The sequence below is a fragment of the Paraburkholderia sp. BR10936 genome (genome assembly GCF_040965735.1).
GTDB lineage: Bacteria > Pseudomonadota > Gammaproteobacteria > Burkholderiales > Burkholderiaceae > Paraburkholderia > Paraburkholderia nodosa_A.
The window spans coordinates 509,957-529,322 of record NZ_JBFRCM010000001.1; the positions used below are offsets into that span (position 1 = coordinate 509,957).

Annotated in this window: 15 protein-coding genes and 2 pseudogenes; 8 read left to right on the top strand and 9 right to left on the bottom strand. The window is 66.9% G+C overall.

The window, feature by feature from the left end; all coding sequences use genetic code 11:
* Positions 1 to 10: 10 nt before the first annotated feature.
* The gene (locus AB4Y36_RS02445; protein WP_069262959.1) at positions 11 to 574 is read right to left on the bottom strand and encodes a cytochrome b; all 564 of its coding nucleotides are present in this window, start codon (positions 572 to 574) and stop codon (positions 11 to 13) included.
* A 118-nt stretch (positions 575 to 692) separates the two neighbouring features.
* Between AB4Y36_RS02445 and AB4Y36_RS02450 the strand changes: the two genes are divergently transcribed.
* On the top strand, positions 693 to 1,622 hold the full coding sequence (locus AB4Y36_RS02450; RefSeq protein ID WP_069262816.1) for a LysR family transcriptional regulator: 930 nt from the start codon (positions 693 to 695) through the stop codon (positions 1,620 to 1,622).
* 187 nt (positions 1,623 to 1,809) lie between these two features.
* Here the strand turns inward: AB4Y36_RS02450 and AB4Y36_RS02455 are convergent.
* Positions 1,810 to 2,424, bottom strand: a pseudogene (locus tag AB4Y36_RS02455) (ParB-like protein); the annotation flags it as partial.
* Positions 2,425 to 2,698: 274 nt separating this feature from the next.
* Here AB4Y36_RS02455 and AB4Y36_RS02460 point away from each other — a divergent pair.
* Positions 2,699 to 3,514 carry a mechanosensitive ion channel family protein gene (locus AB4Y36_RS02460; RefSeq protein ID WP_069262818.1) on the top strand — a complete coding sequence of 272 codons (816 nt, stop codon included), beginning with the start codon at positions 2,699 to 2,701 and terminating at the stop codon, positions 3,512 to 3,514.
* Positions 3,515 to 3,609: 95 nt separating this feature from the next.
* Here the strand turns inward: AB4Y36_RS02460 and AB4Y36_RS02465 are convergent, their stop codons facing one another.
* Positions 3,610 to 4,296: a DedA family protein gene (locus AB4Y36_RS02465; protein ID WP_069262819.1), complete on the bottom strand. Its 687-nt coding sequence runs from the start codon at positions 4,294 to 4,296 to the stop codon at positions 3,610 to 3,612.
* Between the two features lie 222 nt (positions 4,297 to 4,518).
* Between AB4Y36_RS02465 and mutL the strand changes: the two genes are divergently transcribed.
* The 5 genes from mutL to AB4Y36_RS02490 all read left to right on the top strand — a co-directional run bounded on the left by mutL (position 4,519) and on the right by AB4Y36_RS02490 (position 11,885).
* Positions 4,519 to 6,666 (top strand): DNA mismatch repair endonuclease MutL, encoded by a 2,148-nt coding sequence (mutL, locus tag AB4Y36_RS02470; protein ID WP_368682211.1) that lies wholly within the window; start codon positions 4,519 to 4,521, stop codon positions 6,664 to 6,666.
* Positions 6,663 to 7,643: a tRNA (adenosine(37)-N6)-dimethylallyltransferase MiaA gene (miaA, locus tag AB4Y36_RS02475; protein ID WP_368682212.1), complete on the top strand. Its 981-nt coding sequence runs from the start codon at positions 6,663 to 6,665 to the stop codon at positions 7,641 to 7,643. Before mutL ends, miaA begins: the two co-directional genes overlap by 4 nt.
* Positions 7,644 to 7,883: 240 nt before the next feature.
* Positions 7,884 to 9,290, top strand: a complete 1,407-nt coding sequence (gene dalD, locus AB4Y36_RS02480; protein ID WP_368682213.1) for a D-arabinitol 4-dehydrogenase — start codon at positions 7,884 to 7,886, stop codon at positions 9,288 to 9,290.
* Between the two features lie 122 nt (positions 9,291 to 9,412).
* A complete protein-coding gene (gene xylB, locus AB4Y36_RS02485) occupies positions 9,413 to 10,894 on the top strand; it encodes a xylulokinase (protein WP_368682214.1) in 1,482 nt (493 codons plus the stop codon).
* Between the two features lie 43 nt (positions 10,895 to 10,937).
* Positions 10,938 to 11,885, top strand: a complete 948-nt coding sequence (locus AB4Y36_RS02490; protein ID WP_368682215.1) for a sugar-binding transcriptional regulator — start codon at positions 10,938 to 10,940, stop codon at positions 11,883 to 11,885.
* A gap of 114 nt (positions 11,886 to 11,999) precedes the next feature.
* On the opposite strand, the gene AB4Y36_RS02495 is transcribed toward AB4Y36_RS02490, so the two are convergent.
* From AB4Y36_RS02495 to AB4Y36_RS02520, 6 genes and pseudogenes are all read right to left on the bottom strand, one after another.
* Positions 12,000 to 13,109 carry a sn-glycerol-3-phosphate ABC transporter ATP-binding protein UgpC gene (locus tag AB4Y36_RS02495; RefSeq protein WP_342948463.1) on the bottom strand — a complete coding sequence of 370 codons (1,110 nt, stop codon included), beginning with the start codon at positions 13,107 to 13,109 and terminating at the stop codon, positions 12,000 to 12,002.
* A gap of 49 nt (positions 13,110 to 13,158) precedes the next feature.
* Complete coding sequence (locus AB4Y36_RS02500; RefSeq protein ID WP_368682216.1) at positions 13,159 to 13,845, bottom strand: HAD family hydrolase; 687 nt, start codon at positions 13,843 to 13,845, stop codon at positions 13,159 to 13,161.
* Positions 13,846 to 13,856: 11 nt separating this feature from the next.
* Positions 13,857 to 14,726 carry a carbohydrate ABC transporter permease gene (locus AB4Y36_RS02505; protein WP_069262826.1) on the bottom strand — a complete coding sequence of 290 codons (870 nt, stop codon included), beginning with the start codon at positions 14,724 to 14,726 and terminating at the stop codon, positions 13,857 to 13,859.
* A pseudogene (locus AB4Y36_RS02510) lies at positions 14,723 to 15,580 on the bottom strand (carbohydrate ABC transporter permease); the annotation flags it as partial. The gene AB4Y36_RS02505 and the pseudogene AB4Y36_RS02510, both read right to left, overlap by 4 nt.
* Positions 15,581 to 15,813: 233 nt before the next feature.
* Positions 15,814 to 17,148 (bottom strand): sugar ABC transporter substrate-binding protein, encoded by a 1,335-nt coding sequence (locus tag AB4Y36_RS02515; protein WP_342948460.1) that lies wholly within the window; start codon positions 17,146 to 17,148, stop codon positions 15,814 to 15,816.
* 83 nt (positions 17,149 to 17,231) lie between these two features.
* Complete coding sequence (locus AB4Y36_RS02520) at positions 17,232 to 18,035, bottom strand: L-iditol 2-dehydrogenase (RefSeq protein WP_069262829.1); 804 nt, start codon at positions 18,033 to 18,035, stop codon at positions 17,232 to 17,234.
* A gap of 325 nt (positions 18,036 to 18,360) precedes the next feature.
* Here AB4Y36_RS02520 and AB4Y36_RS02525 point away from each other — a divergent pair, with 325 nt between their 5' ends.
* Positions 18,361 to 19,350, top strand: coding sequence for a metal ABC transporter solute-binding protein (locus AB4Y36_RS02525; protein ID WP_368682217.1), 990 nt, complete (start codon positions 18,361 to 18,363; stop codon positions 19,348 to 19,350).
* Positions 19,351 to 19,366: the final 16 nt, after the last annotated feature.

The following is a 19,366-nucleotide window of genomic DNA, read 5'->3' on the forward strand; positions in this document are numbered from 1 at the left end:
CGCCGCGAAGTCAGTCGCGCGGCGTGCCGAACGGCAGCATGCGAGAGAGGATGTTCTGGCGGTCGATCAACTGGTGCTTGATGACAGCGAGGACGTGCAGCACGACCACGGTGAGCAGGGTGTAGTTCAGCGAGATATGCACGACGCGCAGCACGCCCTTGAGCGCGGTGTCGGGGCCGATCAGCACGGGCATCGGCCAGATGCCGAGGTACACGACCTGAATGCCGGCCGCCGAGCTGTAGAGATATCCCGTGACCGGAATCGCGACCATCAGCACGTAAAGCGCGGTATGGCCCAAGTGCGCGGCGAGCCGTTCCCAGCCATGCATGGATCCGGGCAGCGCGGGCGCGGTGTGCGTCACGCGCCAGAGAATGCGCACGAGCACGAGCGCGAGCACGGTCACGCCAATCCACTTGTGCCACGAGAAGTAGCGCAGCTTCGTGGGCGTGATGCCCGGAATGTCGGTCATGACCCAGCCGAGCGCAAAGCCCCAGACGATCAGCGCGGCGATCAGCCAGTGCAGCAGCATGGCAACGCCGTTATAGCGGCCGGCGGGCTTGACGGTGGGGTTCATCGGCATACGACTCCATTATTCGAGGTGTGCACTTTACCCGGCCAAACCTATTCAAACAATCGTCTAAAATGGATGGTTATCATCCATTTTTTCGATAGATCGAAAAGGACCGTACCTCGTGGACCGCACCTCGGACCGCTCCCCTAGCCTCGAGCAGCTGCGCGCGCTGATCGCCGTCGCCGAAACCGGCAGCTTCTCGGCGGCGGCGCGCCAGCTCGACCGCGCGCAGTCGGTGGTCAGCTATACGATCGCCAATCTCGAGGCGCTGCTGGGCGTCGCGCTGTTCGAGCGCGGCAAGCGCAAGCCGGAACTCACGGCCGCGGGCCGCGCGATCCTCGCCGACGCGCGCCGCCTCGATCTGCTCATGGGCCAGCTTAACGCCAAGGCGGCCGGCCTGCAGAGGGGACTCGAGGGCGAGGTTTCGCTGGCCGTGGACGTGATGTTTCCGTCGCAGCGGCTCGTCGAGGCCCTGCAGGCGTTCGCGTTCACGTTTCCCACCGTCGCGCTGAATCTCACCATGGAAGCGCTTGGCGGCGTGCTCAAGCTCGTGCTCGACGGCGACTGCGCGGTGGGGATCAGCGGGCCGAACCACAACTGGCCGCACGTGATCGAAGCCCAGTCCATCGGCACCGTGGAACTCGTGCTCGTGGCCGCCCCCTGCCATCCGCTCGCCAAGGCGGAGCACCCCGTGCGCATTTCGGATGCGCGCGAGCATACGCAGCTGGTGCTCACCGACCGCAGCCGCCTTACCGAAGGCCAGAATTTCGGCGTGTACAGCAATCGCGCGTGGAAACTCGGCGACTTGGGCGCCAAGCACCGGCTGCTGCTCGCGGGCCTCGGCTGGGGGTCGATGCCGAAGCACCTCGTGGAAGCCGATCTCGAAGCCGGTCGGCTCGTGCGCGTCGCGCTCGCGGACCGGCGCTCGGTGAACTACAACATCTCGCTGATCCATCGCACCGACGCGGCGCGCGGCCCCGCCAGCGAGTGGCTCTGCCACTACCTCACGCAAGGTACGCCGCCGCAGGCGCCGTTGCCCGACGCGCGCTGAACGCTGAACTGGCGCGGGAGCGAAGCGCGTGCGGGTTGTACGAACGCAAGCCCGCGCACGCCTGAGTCTGCCCCTGGCGAGGTAGGGTGTGCCGCCCGCTTCAGCCCTTCTTGACCTTGGCTGGCTTGGCCGCCTTGGCCGCCTTGGCCGGCGCAGCCGCTGGCGCTGGCGCCGCCGCCGCGGGTGGCACCACGCCCGACCAGCCCGGCAAATAACGCGCGTCGGCAGCGTGCGCGTGCGATAGCGCCTCGGCGAGCGCAGCGTCGAAGTCCTTGCGCAGGCGCGTTTCGGATACCTTACGGCGCAGATAGTCGGCCCACAGGAATTCGCTGAACGGCGTCGTGTCCTTCGCGTAGCCGCCCGCCGTGCGCAACTCGCCCGCGAGGCTGCGATACGGATCGTCGGCAAGGCCGAGAAGCTGCTTCGGCAACTGGTCGAATTCGCAGCGCTCGCCCGCGGCATCGAACGGATGCACCCACTGGTCGTGCTCCATCATGCGCCAGAAGATGGTGGGCTCGAGCCATGAGAGATCCTTGAGCACCGTGACCCGCACGCTCTGCACCGACTCTTCGAGCCACGCGCGGCCAAGGTGGTGATGATCGACCACGTAGTAGCGCGACTTCGGCCCCAGCACAGCGGGAAACCAGTGCGAGTCGATGGCCGCCGCGCGCCCCTTCTTGTCGAGCGTCTGCCAGTGCGCGCGCTTGGCGTTCACCTCCCGAAAGCCCACTGTGATCTGCGTGGGACGCAACTCGTCGAGCTTCACGGTGATGAGATGGAGATCGGTGTTCGGCAGGTTCATGGCGGGCCTCCTGTTTTAGTGTCGGTTCGTGTCGGGGTCGATCGCGCAACGATACAGCCGAACGGCCATGCACGCCGGTTCAATCGAACGAGCGCCGCGCGCCCCGTGCGCAGGGTCAACCCTGAGACGGGCGGGCACGCTGGATGCACGCTTTCGCCGCTTCGCCTATAAATGCGCCAAGGGACAGACGGCGCGCACCACCGCGCCCGTCATGCTCCCGCCGCTGTCAGTTGCACGTCTTCCAGGCTCAACCAACGACACAAGCGAGGGCATTTTGGATCTCGAAACCATCCGCGTATTCATCATGACCCGGGGCATCGACTTCGGGACCAAGGTCGTGGCGGCGATCGTCCTGTGGATCATCGGACGCTGGGCCATCAACCTCGTCGCCGGTGTGCTGCGCAAGGTGCTCGCGCGCAACGAGCGCGTCGATCCCACGCTCGCGCATTACCTCAGTTCGATCCTCGCCGCCGTGTTGAACCTGCTGCTGGTCCTCGCGATCCTGCAGGTGTTCGGCGTGCAGACCACCTCGTTCGCGGCGCTCCTCGCCGGTCTCGGCCTCGCCATCGGTACGGCGTGGGGCGGGCTGCTCGCGCATTTCGCGGCGGGCGTGTTCATGCAGGTGCTGCGCCCGTTCAAGGTGGGCGACTTCGTGACGGCCGGGGGCGTGACGGGCACCGTGAAGGAACTCGGCATCTTCGGCACGACCATCATCTCGCCGGACAACGTGGTCAACATCGTCGGCAACAACAAGATCTTCTCGGACACCATCTCGAACTACAGCGCGACGCCCGTGCGCCGCGTAGAGCTGACCGCGAAGATCGCCAACGGCGTCGATCCCGTCGATGCCGCCAGCCGTCTGCGCACGGCCATCGCCAAAATTCCGAACGTTTCGCAGGAGCCGCCGCCCAACGTCGAGATTCTCTCGTTCACGCCCGAAGGCCCGCTGCTGGCTGTACGTCCCTACACCAGCAACGACTCCTACTGGCAGGTGTATTTCGACACCAACCGCACGATTGTCGAGACCTTCAAGGACGCGGGCTACCCGACGCCCGAAACGCCCTCGATCATTCGTCGCGTGGGCACCTAGCGCGCCGCGTTCGACGCGAGCGCCAAAACAAAACGGCATCGCCTTCGCAGGCGATGCCGTTTTTCCTTGCGTTGCGGCCCGAAGGCGCCGGACGCTCAACCGCCGTTGGGCTTGCGCACCGCGCCGCCGCGCGAGTCCTTGCGCAGCATCTTCCACACGCCGCCGATCAGGATCGGCACGATCGCCGCGCCGATGCCGACGAGCACGATCACGTTGAGGTACTGGCGAATGAACGGAATGTTGCCGAAGAAGTAGCCGAGCAGCACGAGCAGCAACACCCAGGACAGCGCGCCCGTGACCGTGAAAAACTGAAAGCGTCGCATAGGCATTTGCGAGACGCCCGCCACGAACGGCGCGAACGTCCGCACGACAGGAATGAAGCGCGCGAGCACGATGGTCTTGCCGCCGTGGCGTTCGTAGAATTCGTGGGTTTTCTGCAGCGCGGCGCGGTCGAGGAAGCGTTCGAGCACAGGAATGTGCGTATTGAACACTTTCGGCCCGATGGCGCGCCCAATCAGAAAGTTCACCGTATTGCCGAGGACCGCAGCCACGAGCAGCAGCACGATCAGCACGCCGAGATTCATCTCATGCGTCGCGGCAAACGCACCGCCGATGAAGAGCAGCGAGTCGCCGGGCAGGAACGGCAGCACCACGAGGCCGGTTTCGCAGAACACGATCAGGAACAGCACCGCGTAGACCCAGCCGCCGTATTGCTGGATGAAGACACCGAGAAACTTGTCGATGTGCAAGACAAGATTGACGAACTGCAGAAGCGTATCCAAAAGTGTCCCTTATTGATCGTGGGCCGCGCGCCTGAAAAAGCGCATTCGCCCTGCGTTGCGCGAGAAGCCAAATTGATCGCGCCATGATACCGAAAGTGCCCGTGCGCCACGAAAATTTCCCGCCAATTTCGGTGAATTTGCGCACAAAGCGCTGCTACATGAGGGTTTCGCGGCGCTGAAGCGCGTCGGGTCGGCTAGCGCCGACTCGCTATAATTGCGCGCATGTCTTCGAACTCCGAACCCACCGGCGCCGTGCCGGATTCCGCCAGCGCCGCCGACACTGGCGCCACGACCGGCGCCGCAGTCGCGTCGCGTGCCGCGCAGCCCGCGCGCGCGATCCAGGCGTTGCCCGACCAGCTCATCAGCCAGATCGCCGCGGGTGAAGTGGTCGAGCGGCCTGCCTCCGTCGTCAAGGAACTGCTCGAAAACGCGCTCGACGCGGGCGCGAGCACGCTGCGCATCCTGCTCGACGAGGGCGGCGTCAAGCGCATCTCCATCGCCGACGACGGCTGCGGCATTCCCGAATCCGAACTCCCGCTCGCGCTCATGCGGCACGCCACGAGCAAGATCCGCTCGCTCGCCGAACTGGAGAGCGTCGCGACGCTCGGGTTCCGGGGCGAAGCGCTGGCGTCGATTGCCTCGGTCGCCGAGATGTCGATCACGAGCCGCAGCGCCGACGCGCAGCACGCCGTGAAGATCGACGGGCACACCGGCGCGATCTCGCCGGCTGCGGGCGGCCAGGGAACGACCATCGAAGTGCGCGAGCTGTACTTCAACACGCCCGCGCGCCGCAAGTTCCTGAAGAGCGAGCAGACCGAACTGGGCCATTGCCTCGAGATGATCCGCCGCAGCGCGCTCGCGCGCCCGGACGTCGCGATCTCGGTGCTGCACAACGGCCGCGCGGTGGAGCACTGGAACGCGAGCGATCCGGCCACGCGCGTCTCGAAGATCCTCGGCGAAGTGTTCGCCACGGCGCATCTGCCGCTCGACGAGCGCGCCGGGCCGCTCGCCGTCTACGGTTGTGCAGGGCTGCCGACGGCGAGCCGCAACCGCGCCGACCAGCAGTACTTCTTCGTGAACGGCCGCTTCGTGCGCGACAAACTGCTCACGCACGCGGTGCGCTCGGCGTATGAGGACGTGCTGCACGGCGAGCGCTACCCGTCGTACGTGCTGTTCCTCGACCTGCCGCCCGAAGCCGTCGACGTGAACGTGCATCCCTCGAAGATCGAAGTGCGTTTCCGCGATTCGCGCTCGATTCACCAGTTCGTGTTCCATGCCGTGCAGCGCGCGCTAGCGCGCCACGCGGGCGCCTCGCCCGAGACGACCTCGGGCGGCCATGCCGCGGCGCTCATCGAGCCGCGGGCGTTGCCGGGGGCCGGGGTGCTGGGCGCCTCGGTCGGGCTGGCTTCGGGCGCGGCCGACTCCGCGCGCGCAGGCGCAGCGCCCGGCTTCGGCGCGGACGGCAAGTTCGGCACCGCGAGCGTGGCAAGCAGCTTCGGCGGCGGCGCGGGTGGCCTGCCTTCGCGCGCGTCGGGCTTCGGTCAGCCAGGCGGCGGCGGTGCAGGCGCGAGCAGCGGCAACACCTGGCTGCGCCAGTCGCGCATGACGCAAGGCAGCCTGCCTGTCGCGCAGCCGCTCGCGCTATATGACGCGTTGTTCGGCCGCAAAGATGTCGGCGCCGGCACGGCGCAAGGTTCGAGCGTCCCGCAGGCGCAAGACGGCGCAGCCGGTGCAGCCGATGCATTCGCCACCGGCGCGCCGCACGCCGCCTTCGAAGCCGGCGAGGACCACCCGCTCGGTTTCGCGCTCGGCCAGGTTCACGGCATCTACGTGCTCGCGCAGAACGCGCGCGGCCTCGTGATCGTCGACATGCACGCCGCGCACGAACGCATCCTGTACGAGCAGTTCAAGCAGGCCCTCGCCGAACGCTCGCTCGCCGTGCAGCCCTTGCTGATCCCGATCTCGATGACGGCCGATCCCGTCGAAACCGGCACCGTCGAGGAAGAAAAGGCCACGCTCGAAGCGCTGGGCTTCGATCTCGCCGTCCTCTCGCCCACCTCGATTGCGATCCGCGCGGTGCCCGCGCTCCTCAAGGACGCCGATCTCCAGGCGCTCGCGCGCGCCGTGCTCGCCGACCTGCACGAGTATGGCGGCTCGCGCGTGCTCACCGAGCGCCAGCACGAGATGCTCGGCACGCTCGCCTGCCATCACGCGGTGCGCGCGAACCGGCGTCTCACGCTCGACGAAATGAACGCGCTCCTGCGCCAGATGGAAGCCACCGAGCGCGCCGACCAGTGCAACCACGGCCGGCCGACCTGGTATCAGCTCACGCTCGCCGATCTCGATCGGCTCTTCATGCGCGGTCAATGACGCAGTCCACGAAACAGGAAGGCGCAGCGCTGCCCGTCGCGTGTCTGCTCGGCCCCACGGCCTCGGGCAAGACGGCGGCCGCGCTCGCGTATGCGGCGCAATCGGCGGCGCGCGGGCGCACGGTGGAAATCGTGAGCGTCGATTCGGCGCTCGTGTACCGCGAGATGGACGTCGGCACGGCGAAGCCGAACGCCGCGGAGCGTGCGGCCGCCGCGCATCATCTGATCGATATCGTCGATCCGCTGGATGCCTATTCCGCCGCCGACTTTCGTGCCGACGCGCTGCGCGTGACGGGCGAAATCGTTGCGCGCGGGAACGTGCCGCTGCTCGTGGGCGGGACGATGCTCTACTACAAGGCGCTCACCCAAGGCCTGAACGACCTGCCCTCGGCCGATCCGGCCGTGCGCGCGCAACTCGACGCCGAAGCCGCGCGCGACGGCTGGCCCGCCATGCATGCCCGCCTCGCGCGGGTCGATCCGGCCACGGCTGCACGCCTCGCCCCGAACGACTCGCAGCGCATCCAGCGCGCGCTCGAAATCTTCATGCTGAGCGGGCAGCCGATGTCGGTGCTGCTCGCCACGCCGTCCACGCGCGAAGATGAAGCCGCGCGCTACCGCTTCGTGCCCGTCGCGCTCGAGCCGTCCGATCGCAGCGTGCTGCACGCGCGTATCGAAGCGCGCTACGATGCGATGCTCGCCGGCGGTCTCATCGACGAGGTGAAGGCGCTGCGTGCGCGCGGGGACCTGAACCCCAACCTGCCATCCATGCGCTGCGTGGGCTATCGCCAGGTTTGGGAATACCTCGATGGCGAAGTCGACTACGACACCATGCGCGACAAGGGCGTCTTTGCCACCCGCCAGCTCTGCAAGCGTCAGCTCACGTGGCTGCGCGCCATGCCGGAGCGCATCGTCGTAGATTGCTGCGCGCAGGATGCGACCGATCAGGCCGTCGCGGCCGTAGCGCAGATCGGCGGCTGAAGCCGCGTCCCCCTTTCCCCGCTTCGGCTCCCGGGCGCTTTGTGCGCCACAACATCCCCGTTCCGTCCGCAGGCGGCGCACGTGCGTGCGTTGCCCGCGCGCCATCGCCCGCCGCAGCGCGCCACCGAAAACCGCCCTCGCCCGCTTGACTTTCGACCGACCGGATACGATCATTCGTTCATCACTAGAGCAATTGCTCAGGCTTGAGCCGATCGGCCGCTTTGAGTAAGGAGACACCGAATGAACACCGAACGCAGCAATGCGAACGTGATCCTGCACATCGGCGCCGGGTCGTTTCACCGGGCGCATCAGGCCTGGTACCTGCATCGCGTGAACCTCGCGCGCAAGCCCGACGAGGCCGCATGGTCGCTCACCGTCGGCAACATCCGCTCCGACATGAACGCCGTGATGGACGCGCTGGCCGCGCAAAACGGCGTCTACACGCTCGAAACAGTCACGCCGCGGGGCGAGCGCGCCTACGAGACGATCCGCTCGATCACGCGCGTGCTGCCGTGGTCGGCCGATCTCGCGAGCCTGATCGATGCAGGCGCCGACGCGAACTGCAGGATCATCGCGTTTACGGTGACCGAAGGCGGCTATTACCTCGACGAGCACGACCGCCTCGACACCGCGAACCCCGACCTCGCCGCCGACCTCAAGGGCGGCCGCACGACGATTTACGGCGCGCTCGCCGCGATCCTCGAAGCGCGCATGGCACGTGACGGCGGCCCCGTCACGCTGCAGACCTGCGACAACCTGCGCAGCAACGGCAAGCGCTTTCACGCGGGCATGCGCGAATTCCTCGCGCTGCGTGGCGCAACGGATCTGCGCGACTGGTTCGACGCGAACACGGCGTGCCCCGACTCCATGGTCGACCGCATCACGCCGCGCCCCACGCCCGACGTGCGCGAGCGCGTGAAAGCGGCGACCGGCGTGGACGACGCCTGTCCGGTGATGGGCGAAGCGTTCATCCAGTGGGTGATCGAGGATCACTTCTGCGCGGGGCGGCCCGCCTGGGAGCGCGCCGGCGCGGAAATGGTCGAATCGGTGATGCCCTACGAGGAAGCGAAGATCCGCATCCTCAATGCCACGCACAGCTGCATTGCGTGGGCGGGCACGCTCATCGCACTCGATTTCATCCACGAAGGCACCCACGACGCCGACATCCGTACCTTCGCGCGCGAGTACGTGAGCGAAGACGTGATTCCCTGCCTCACGCCGAGCCCGCTCGATCTCGCGAAGTATCGCGACGTCGTGCTCGAACGCTTCAGCAATCCGTACATCCAGGACACGAACCAGCGCGTGGCCGCCGACGGCTACTCGAAGATCCCGGGCTTCATCGCGCCCACGCTCGCGCAACGCATCGCCGCGGGCGCGACGCCCGCCGCCACGGCCATGCTGCCCGCGCTCTTCCTGCGCTTTCTGGAACGCTGGCACAAGGGCACGCTGCCCTACCGCTACCAGGACGGCGTGATGGACGAAGCGGCCGTGCACCGCATGTTCGAAACCGGCGACCCCGTCTCGACGTTTCTCGGCGACAAGCTGCTGTGGGGCGGCCTCGCCGGCAACCCGACTCTGGGCGGCGCGGTGCGCGGCGCGCTCGCGCGCGTGGACCAGTGGCTCGCCTCTCGCGGCTGCAGCGTTTGAAAAAAGATCGCAGCGCAATCCGCAACACCCGCGCCACGCGCGCCCTCCGGGTCGGCGCGCATGGCGTCGCGCCCGGCGCGCGGCTAAAGTAGCGCAACTCTCCTCACGACTTCAGCGCGCCTATGTATCTCGGCATCGACCTCGGCACCTCCGAAGTGAAAGTCCTGCTGCTCGCGCCCGACGGGCGCGTGATCGGCACTGCCGGCACGCCCTTCGTCGTCTCGCGCCCCCACCCGCGCTGGTCCGAGCAGAATCCCGCCGACTGGTGGGACGGCACGCGCCGCGCGCTCGCCGCGCTGCGCGAGGCGCATCCTCACGAATTCGCGCAGGTGCGCAGCATTGGCCTCTCCGGCCAGATGCACGGCGCGGTGCTGCTCGACGCGCACGACGACGTCTTGCGCCCCGCGATCCTCTGGAACGATATGCGCGCGGTGGACGAATGCGCCGAACTCACCGCACGTGCGCCGCAGCTGCATCGCATTGCGGGCAATCTCGCCATGCCGGGCTTCACCGCGCCCAAGCTGCTGTGGGTCGCGCGCCACGAGCCGCAGATCTTTCGCGAGACGGCCTGTGTGCTGCTGCCGAAGGACTATCTGCGCTTGCAGCTCACCGGCGGCAAGGTCTCCGATCCTTCGGATGCCGCGGGCACGCTCTGGCTCGACGTGGCCAAACGCGACTGGTCCGATGCGCTGCTCGACGCCTGCAACATGACGCGCGCGCAAATGCCCGCGCTCGCCGAAGGCAGCGCGCCGTCCGGCACGCTGCTGCCTGCGCTCGCACGCGAGTTCGGTCTGCGCGAGGACGTGGTCGTGGCAGCGGGCGGCGGCGACAACGCGACGAGCGCCATCGGCATCGGCGCCACGCAGCCCGGCGACGGCTTCGTCTCGCTCGGCACCTCGGGCGTGCTTTGCGTGGTGGGCGACCGCTTCCGGCCAAATCCCGCTTCTGCCGTGCACGCGTTCTGCCACGCGATTCCGGACCGCTGGCACCAGATGAGCGTCGTGCTTTCGGCGGCGAGTTGCCTGCGCTGGGTCTGCAAGCTCACGGGCACGAACGAGCCCACACTGCTCGCTGAAGTGGAGCAGCTCAACGCGCCAACCCTCGCCGAAGCCCCGCTCTTCCTGCCGTATCTCTCGGGCGAGCGCACGCCGCACAACGACCCGTATGCGCAGGGCGTGTTCTTCGGCATGACGCACGCGACCGACCGCGCACTGCTCGGCTACGCCGTGCTCGAAGGCGTGACGCTCGCGCTCACCGACGGCCTCGACGCGCTCGCGGCCGCGGGCACCGAAGTGGGCGCGCTGTCGATGCTGGGCGGCGGCGCGCGCAGCGGCTACTGGGCGCAACTGGTTGCAGACGCATTCGACACGCCCACGCGCCAGCACGGCGGCGGCGAGACGGGCGCGGCGCTCGGAGCGGCCCGCCTTGGCTGGCTCGCGGCAGGCGGCAACGCGCGTGAAGTGCTGACCAAGCCGCCCGTGGTGGCCGAGTACGCGCCGAATGCGGCGCGCCACGCGGCGCTGCGCGAGCGGCTCACTGCCTACCGCGCGCTGTACCGCCACGTGCGCCCGCTCTTCGAGCCCTCGCGCGAACGCCTCGCGTAACGCGTGCAGTACACTTCGGCCCCGCATCCCCCCGACCCCCATCGTGCCCAAGTCCACCGAAAAACTCGATCTCGCGACCCGCGCCGCCTGGCTCTACTACGTGGCCGGCAACACCCAGAACGAAATCGCCGAGAAGCTGCAGGTGTCGCGCCCGGTCGCGCAGCGCCTCGTCGCGTTCGCGGTCGAGAAGAACCTCATTCGCGTGCGCGTCGATCATCGTCTCGCCGACTGCCTCGCGCTCGCCGACGCGCTTTCGAAGCGCTACGGCCTTTCGGTTTGCGAAGTGGTGCCCGTGGACAACGACACGCCCGAGGAAATCGACCGCAAGCTCGCCGTGGCAGGGGCGCAGGTGATGGAGCGCTATCTGGGCGAAGAGCGGCCGATGGTGGTGGCCGTGAGCAGCGGTCGAACGCTCAAGGCCGCCGTCGATCAGATCGCGCAGCTGGAGCGGCCGCAGCATCGGCTGGTTTCGATGGTGGGCGCGATCGCCCAGGACGGTTCGTCGAACCGCTACGACGTCGCGCTGCATATCTCCGAGAAGACGGGCGGCAAGCACTTTCTGCTGCCCGCGCCGCTCATCGCGGATAACGAGGCCGAGCGCGCGCAATGGTGCAATCACCGGCTCTATCGCATCGTCGAGTCGCTGTCGGGCGAGGCCGATGTCGCGTTCGTCGGCATCGGCAACATCGGCGAGCATTGCCCGCTGCATGAGGACGGCTTCATCACCTCCGACGAAGTGCGCGAACTGATGGACCAGGGCGCCATCGCCGAAATGCTCGGCCTGCCGATCGACGCCGCCGGCAAGCGCGTCGATTCGCCCACGGGCCGCCGCGTCACGAGCGTGTACCTCGATTCGCCGCCGCGCCGCCCGACCATCGGCTTCGCCGGCGGCGCGCGCAAGCGCGAAGCGGTGATCGCGGCGCTCAACGGCGGCTGGCTCTCCGGCCTCGTCACCGACGAGCTGTGCGCGCGCGCCGCGATCGAACGCTAAGCCCCAAAAAAGCGCCCGCACGAAGCGGGCTAACAAAGGCAACCTCAGGTACCTCGCCACACAAGGCACCGTCTCACCCTCCTCCGAGGCGGTGCGTCCGGCAAGCCAGTGAATTCACGCAGCCAGTTGCTGCGCGAAGCGACGCTCGAACGCCTGGCCGTTCGCGTCGAAGAGGTGGCAATGGTCGGGCGTCGAGCCCACCTTGAACGCCTCGCCGCGATCGTGACGCTCCAGCGGCGGAATACGCGCGATCAGGCCATCGGGCGCGACCGGGCATTCGGCGTACAGATAGGCGGCGTCGCCGAGCGACTCGACCGTCATCGCCTTCGCGCTCACGCCCTCCGCGCCCGTCATGATGTGCAGATGCTCGGGGCGGATGCCCACCGTCACCTTGTCGCCCTCGCGCGCCTTGCCCGGCTCGACGCCCACCTTCTGCGTATCGCCCGTTTCGTAGCGCACGACGATGCCGTCGCTGCCGATCTGCTGCACCGTGCCGTCGAGGAAATTCATCTTCGGCGAGCCGATGAAGCCCGCCACGAAGCGATTCGCCGGCGCGTGATATAGACGGTTCGGACTTCCGACCTGTTCGACATTGCCTGCCGAGAGCACGACGATCTTGTCGGCGAGCGTCATCGCTTCGACCTGATCGTGCGTCACGTAGATCATCGTCGTCTTGAGTTCGTCGTGCAGGCGCGCGAATTCGAGGCGCATTTTCACGCGCAGCGCGGCGTCGAGGTTCGATAGCGGTTCGTCGAACAGGAACACCTTCGGCTTACGCGTGATCGCGCGCCCGATCGCCACGCGCTGGCGCTGGCCGCCCGAGAGCTGCTTGGGCTTGCGGTCGAGCAGATGGTCGATGTGGAGGATCTTCGCGGCGTTCTTCACGGCCGCGTCGATTTCGGGCTTCTTCGCGCCCGCGAGCTTCAGGCCGAACGCCATGTTGTCGTACAGCGTCATGTGCGGATACAGCGCGTACGACTGGAACACCATCGCAATGCCGCGCTTGGCCGGCGGCACGTCGTTCATGCGCGTGCCGTCGATCATCAGGTCGCCGCCGCTGATGTCCTCCAGCCCCGCGATCATGCGCATGAGCGTGGTCTTGCCGCAGCCGCTCGGGCCCACGAACACGACGAACTCGCCGTCGCCGATGTCGAGGTTCACGTCGCGCAGCACTTCGTTGTCGTCGTAGCGCTTCAGTACGTCTCTGAGGATCACGCTTGCCATGATGTGTCTCCGTTTCTGCTTGAGTCTGCCTAAGCCTGCCTAAGCCGGTTCAGTTCGAACGCGTTTGCGCCTTGTTCATCCAGTACGCCACCCGCGCGGGCAGCGTCGTCATGTCGTCGAAGATTTCGCTTGCACCCGCTTCGCGCAACTCGTGCGCGTGCGCGTCGCCGCCCACGTGCGTGCCGCCCACGAAGCCGAGCACCGTCATGCCGGCCGCGCGCGCCGCGCTCACGCCCGTCACGCTGTCCTCGACCACGAGGCACGCGGCGGGCGCGACATCCATGCCCTGCGCCGCCGCGAGATAGACGTCGGGCGCGGGCTTCGGCCGGGCGACGATATCGGCGCAGTACACGCGGGGGCCAAAGAAGCGATCGAGCCCGTTGCGCGCCAGCACCTCGCGCACCACCGCCGTGTAGCTGTTGCTCGCACAGGCCTTGGTGAGCGCCACGGCTTCCAGTGCCGCCACGACGCCCGGAAATAGCGGCGCTTCGCGCGCTTCGGCTTCGGCCACGGTGCGGATCGCATCGACGTCGGCGGCGGTGAGGCTGCGCCCGAGCGCTTCGCCCGCGCCGCCCAGCACGCGCTCGATGCGCTGGCCGAGCAGCGGCATGACGACGGGCGCCGCGTCCACGCCGGGCCAGCGCGCTTCGAGTTCGCGCACCAGCACGCGGGCCGCAACGGCTTCGCTGTCGATCAGAACGCCGTCGCAATCGCAGATCAGGGCTTGACTGGACATCGCATTGGCCATTACTTGACCGCCCCGAAGGTAAGGCCGCGCACCAGTTGCTTCTGCGACAGCCAGCCGACGATCAGCACCGGCGCGACCGCGAGCAGCGACGCCGCGGAGAGCTTCGCCCAGAACAGCCCCTCAGGGCTCGAGTACGACGCGATGAACACCGTCAGGGGCGCGGCGTTCGAGCTCGAGAGGTTGATGCTCCAGAACGCTTCGTTCCACGAAAGAATGATCAACAGCAGCGCGGTAGATGCGAGCCCCGGCACCGCCATCGGCATGAGCAGATAGACGATTTCCTGCCAGGTGGCCGCGCCGTCCATGCGTCCGGCTTCGAGAATGTCTTTGGGAATCTCGTTGAAGTACGTGTACGCCATCCACACTGCGATCGGCAGATTGATGAGCGTGTAGACGATCACCAGCCCGCTCACGGTGTCGAGGAGCCCCGAGTTCTTCCACAGCAGGTAGATCGGCACGAGCACACCCACCGAAGGCATCATCTTGGTGGAGAGCATCCACAGCAGAATTCCCTGCGTGCGCTTGTTCGGGAAGAACGCCATCGCGTAGGCCGCGGGCACGGCAAGAATCAGGCAGACGATCGTCACGCCGGCCGAAATCATCACCGAATTCCACGCGAACGCGAAGTAGTTGCTGCGCGCGAACACCTCTCTGAAGCTGTCGAGCGTGGGCAGGAAGAAGATCGTCGGGATATAGGCTTGCTGCTCGGTCTTGAACGCCGTGATCGTCATCCAGAAGATCGGGAAGAACAGCGCGATCGCGATCAGCCAGGCAAGCAGCCCCGGCAGCACGCGCCCGATGAACTGCATCGGCGACGAATGCTTGACCGCGTCGGGCGATTGCGCGGGCGTAGCGGTAATCTGGCTCATTTTTCGTACTCCCCTTTGAGGTTGCGCGCGAGCATGCGCACGAGGAAGAACGACACGATGTTCGCCAGCACGACGGCGAGAATGCCGCCAGCCGAAGCGATGCCCACGTCGAACTGCTGCAGGCCCATCGAGTAGATCAGGTAAGTGAGGTTGGTGGTCGCGTTGCCGGGACCGCCGCCCGTGGTCGTGTAGATCTCGGCGAAGATCGACAGCAGGAAGATGGTTTCCATCATCACGACAACGGCAATCGCGCGCCGCAGGTGCGGCAGCGTGATGTAGAAGAACAAGGCGATCGGGCCCGCGCCGTCGATCTTCGCGGCTTCCTTCTGCTCCTGGTCGAGCGACTGGATCGCCGTGAAGAGAATGAGGAACGCGAACGGCAGCCACTGCCACGCCACGATCATGATGACCGCGGTGAGCGGATAGACGGCGAACCAGTCGATCGGCGTCATGCCTATCGAGCGCATCGCGATGGCCACGAGGCCGTACACCGGATGCAGGATCATGTTCTTCCAGATCAGCGCGCTCACCGTGGGCATCACGAAGAACGGCGCGATCGCGAACAGGCGCGCCACGCCCTGACCGATGAACTTGCGGTCGAACAGCACCGCCATCAGCACGCCGCCGACCACGGTGATCACGAGCACCGCCACGATCAGCTCGATGGTGTGCACGATCGACGGCACGAACGAGGGATCGGTAGCGAGGAACCTGTAGTTGTCGAAGCCCGCGAATCCCTTGAGATCGGGGTTCAGCAGGTTGTATCGCGTGAACGAATACCAGATCGTCATCGCGAGCGGGATCGTCATCCACAGCAGCAGCACCGCCACGGACGGCGTCACGAGCCAGCGTGAGGCCGAGCGGCGCGATTCGACCTGCTGCGGTTTCTGTGGCGTGCGCGCTCGATTGAATATAGGCATGGGGAGATGGAGATGACGCATGAGGACCACCCTTCTCGGTTGCGCGCCTCTATGGAACCCGGCGCGGCATCGGCTGTCGCGAGTGCGCGCGCCGCGCCGGGTCGCCCGGCGCGCGCACTCGTGCTACTACGCTGGCTGCCTGAACGGCGCAGCCCGACTTCCCGCAGTTACTTCTGATACCCGGCTTGCGCCACGGCACGGTTGGCAGCGGCGTTACCGGCGGTCAGCGCCTGATCGACGCTCATCTGCCCTGCCACGGCGCCCGCAATGCTCTGGCCCACGACCGTACCGAACGACTGGAACTCAGGAATCCCGACGAACTGGATACCCGTGTACGGCACCGGCTTCGCGGTCGGATGCGTCGGATCGGCGGTCTGGATCGCCTTGAGCACGAACTCGGAGAACGGCGCGGCCTTCTTGTACTCGGGATTCTGATAGGTCGAAATGCGCGTACCCGAGGGCACCGAAGCCCAGCCCTCGTCCTGCGCGACCATCTGGACGTACTCTTTCGAGGTGGCCCATTCGATGAACTTCTTCGCGGCGTCCTGCGACTTCGACGACTTCGGCACCGCGAGCGCCCACGACCACAGCCAGTGCGCGCCGTTGGGCGTGGCTTCGGTCGGCGCGGCCGCGAAGCCGATCTTGTCGGCCACCTGCGACTGCTGCTTGTTGTAGAGGATGCCGGCTGCCACCGTCGCGTCGATCCACATCGCGCACTTGCCCGACGACATCAGCGTGAGGTTTTCGTTGAAGCCGTTCGAGCTGGCTCCCGGCGGGCCATCCTTCTTCAGCATGTCGACGTAGAAGTTCACCGCCTTCTTCCACTCTGGCGAAGTGAGCTGCGCCTGCCACTTTTCGTCGAACCAGCGGCCGCCGAAGGTGTTCGCGACCGTCGTCACATACGCCATGTTCTCGCCCCAGCCGGCCTTGCCGCGCAGGCAGATGCCGTAGGTGCCGGCGGACTTGTCGGTGAGCTTGTCGGCGAAGTCCTTGATCTGGTCATAGGTCGGCTGCTCGGGCATCTTGAGGCCCTTCTTGTCGAACAGGTCCTTGCGGTAATACGTCATCGAGCTTTCGACGTAGAACGGCAGCGCGTAGAGCGTGCCGTTGTACGAGAGGCCATCGCGCGCGGTCTTCACCACGTCGTCGAGGTCGTAGCTCGCGGGCAGGTTCGTCATCGGCACGATCCAGCCGCGCTTGCCCCATTGCGGCGCCTCGTAGGTGCCGATCATCATCACGTCGAACTGGCCGCTGTTGGTCGTGATGTCGGTGGTGGCACGCTGGCGCAGCACGTTTTCTTCGAGAATCACCCAGTTCAGCTTGATGCCCGGATTGGCCTTTTCGAAGGCCGGCGAGAGCTTCTTCAGCTCGATCATGTCCGGGTTGTTCAACATCGCGATTGTGACGGTCTGCGCGTGCGCGGCGCTCGCCGCCGCGACGAGTGCACCCACGCTCGCCGCTCGACTTATGCACTTTGCGGCGGTCTTCATTGCTGGCTTCATGACGTTGTCTCCTTGTTCGTTGCGTTATGTCTTGCTGCAGCCGGGCTGCTGTCGTGATGCGTTGGGCAAGGGTTGCGGGAAATTCAGCTCATCCAGTTTCCGCCGTCGACGTTGAGGGTCTGCGCGGTGATGTAATCGGCGTCGGCGGAAGCGAGAAAGAGCGCGGCGCCCGTGAGGTCCTCGGGCAGGCCCATGCGCCCGAGCGGCACGGCCTCGCCCACGAGGCGCTTCTTTTCGCCGGGCGGACGATGCTCGTAGCGTGCGAAGAGCGCGTCGACCTGCTCCCACATGGGCGTGTCGACCACGCCCGGCGCGATGCCGTTGACGTTGATGCGATGGGGCGCCAGCGCCAGCGCCGCCGACTGCGTGTAGCTCAGCACGGCGGCCTTGGTTGCGCAGTAGTGGGAGACGAGCGCTTCGCCGCGGCGGCCCGCCTGCGACGACATGTTGATGATCTTGCCGCCCTGGCCCTGCTCGACCATGCGGCGCGCCACGGCCTGCATGAGGAAGAACATGCCCTTCACGTTCACCGCGAAAAGACGGTCGTACACGTCCCAGGATTCGTCGAGGAGCGGGCGCATGTCGAAGAGCGCCGCGTTGTTGAAGAGGATGTCGATGCGGCCGAAGCGTTCGAGCGCGCCCTCCACGATGCGATCGATGTCCTCACGGCGGGTGACGTCGGCGGAGATCGCGAGCACGCGCTCGGGGTACGCGGCGGCCAGCGTTGGCGCGACGGACCCGGCGGGCTTCACGTCCACTAGCACGCAGCGCGCGCCTTCGTCCAGATAACGCTGCGCGACCGCCTCGCCAATCCCGCTCGCCGCGCCAGTCAGCACGGCTACCTTGTCCTGCAAACGTCCGGCCGCCGGGGTCGCGGTGTGTGCCACAGGTGTCTCCAATTTCGTTCGTGCGGGGCGCGCCCGGCAGACGCTCCAGAGGAGCAGCTGAGCGATCGCCCGACATGTGAGCATTTGCTCTGTCGTTGATCGAATGATCGGATACGAGTCGGAGACTGTCAAGGCGAACAAACGCGATTGGCCGAGATTTCGATGGTGCGACGCGCAAGCCTCCACTGGCTGCGGCCTGCAGAACCGGCCCCTGACCGAAGACGAGCTGACTCGCCAATCGAAGTGATACGTTATATCATCTCGCCTTCGCGACGCCGACGCGACCGCGTCCGCTTTCAGGCTCCCTATAGACAAGGATAGAACCATGATCACGTTCAGCCGCGCCAACTGCACGCCCCGGGCTGCCACCACAGACGCGCGCCGTCGCGTCACGCTCGCGCGCCTCGCGGGCGGGCTCGCGCTCGCGCTCGCGCTGGTCGGCGCGTTCGGCGGCGCGAGCGCGGCCCTGGCGGCGCAGGCTGTCAGCGCCACGATTCCGGTTGTCGCGGCGGAGAACTTCTACGGCGATGTCGTCAAGCAGATCGGCGGTAATTACGTGGATGTCACGAGCATCCTGAGCAACCCCGACCAGGATCCACACCTCTTCGAGGCCAGCCCGAAGACCGCGCGCGCGCTCCAGAATGCGCGCGTAGTGGTGTACAACGGCGCCGACTACGACCCGTGGATGACCAAGCTGCTCGGCGCCACCGGCGCCGGCAAGAACGGCGCCAACCGCACGACGATCGTCGCGGCGGACCTCGTCGGCAAGAAAGCGGGCGACAATCCGCACCTCTGGTACGACCCGAAGACCATGCCCGCCGTGGCGCGCGCCGTGAGCGCCGCGCTCGGCGCAGCGGACCCCGCGCACAAGAGCGTGTACGATGCCAACCTGGCAACGTTCCTCGCCTCGCTGCAGCCGGTCGACGCCAAGGTCGCGGCGCTGCGCGCGCACTACCAGGGGCAGCCCGTCACGGCGACGGAGCCGGTGTTCGGCTATATGTCGGATGCGATCGGCCTCGACATGCGCAACCTGCGCTTCCAGCTCGCGGCGATGAACGACACCGAGGCAAGCGCCTCGGACATCGCCGCGTTCGAGCGCGACCTGCGCGAGCACCGCGTGCACGTGCTGATCTATAACAGCCAGGCGACCGAGGCGCTCACGCGGCGCATGCTGGCGCTGGCGAAGCAGTCGAAGGTGCCGTCCGTGAGCGTGACCGAGACGCAGCCGGCCGGCGTGACCTTCCAGCAATGGATGCTCGCGCAGCTCGACGCGCTCGACAAGGCGCTGGCAGCGGGAACAGCAGGGCAACACTAACCGTATTCAGCAAGGA